At 44.2% G+C, this 500-nt stretch carries 1 pseudogene; it reads left to right on the top strand.

From position 1 onward, the window contains the following. Positions 1-366 (top strand): annotated as a pseudogene (locus F5971_RS18205) (hypothetical protein); the annotation flags it as partial. Between the last annotated feature and the right edge of the window lie 134 nt (positions 367-500).

The following is a 500-nucleotide window of genomic DNA, read 5'->3' as shown; positions in this document are numbered from 1 at the left end:
CCTTATGAGCCAGTGAAAAAGGCAATGGAGCGATTGAAGATGATTAGTGCAGATGATGAAGAGCGTCGGTTGGCGTTTGTGCGTCAACGGGCGATGCATGATGAGGCGACCTTGTTGAAAGAAGCGAGAGAGGGTGGTTTTGAGCAGGGCATTGAAAAAGGTATTGAGCAAGGTATCGAAAAAGGTATTGAGCAAGGAATTGAAAAAGGCATTGCACAAGGCGTTGAAAAAGGTCGCCAAGTCCAAATGCGTGAAACGGCTCTAAATTTAATATCAATGAATGTTTTAACCGATGCACAGATTGCGCAGGCGTCGGGTTTGAGTGAATCAGAGGTTATGACTTTGCGAGACGATGGTAAGCACTAATCTGATATGGAAGTGTTTTATCATCTTTGGGAGATTAAGTTGAAGCATCGATTTGGTCATTCAGCTGAGTTTCAAAGCCAACCACTGATTTGTTAGTGGGGCACAAAGCCAATGGTTTGGCTTAAGCACTCTAC

Origin of the sequence: Nitrincola alkalisediminis, assembly GCF_009821115.1 — a bacterium.
GTDB classification, from domain to species: domain Bacteria; phylum Pseudomonadota; class Gammaproteobacteria; order Pseudomonadales; family Balneatricaceae; genus Nitrincola; species Nitrincola alkalisediminis.
The sequence above is the reverse complement of the archived record's forward strand: the minus strand, read 5'-3'. Positions and strand labels throughout refer to the sequence as shown.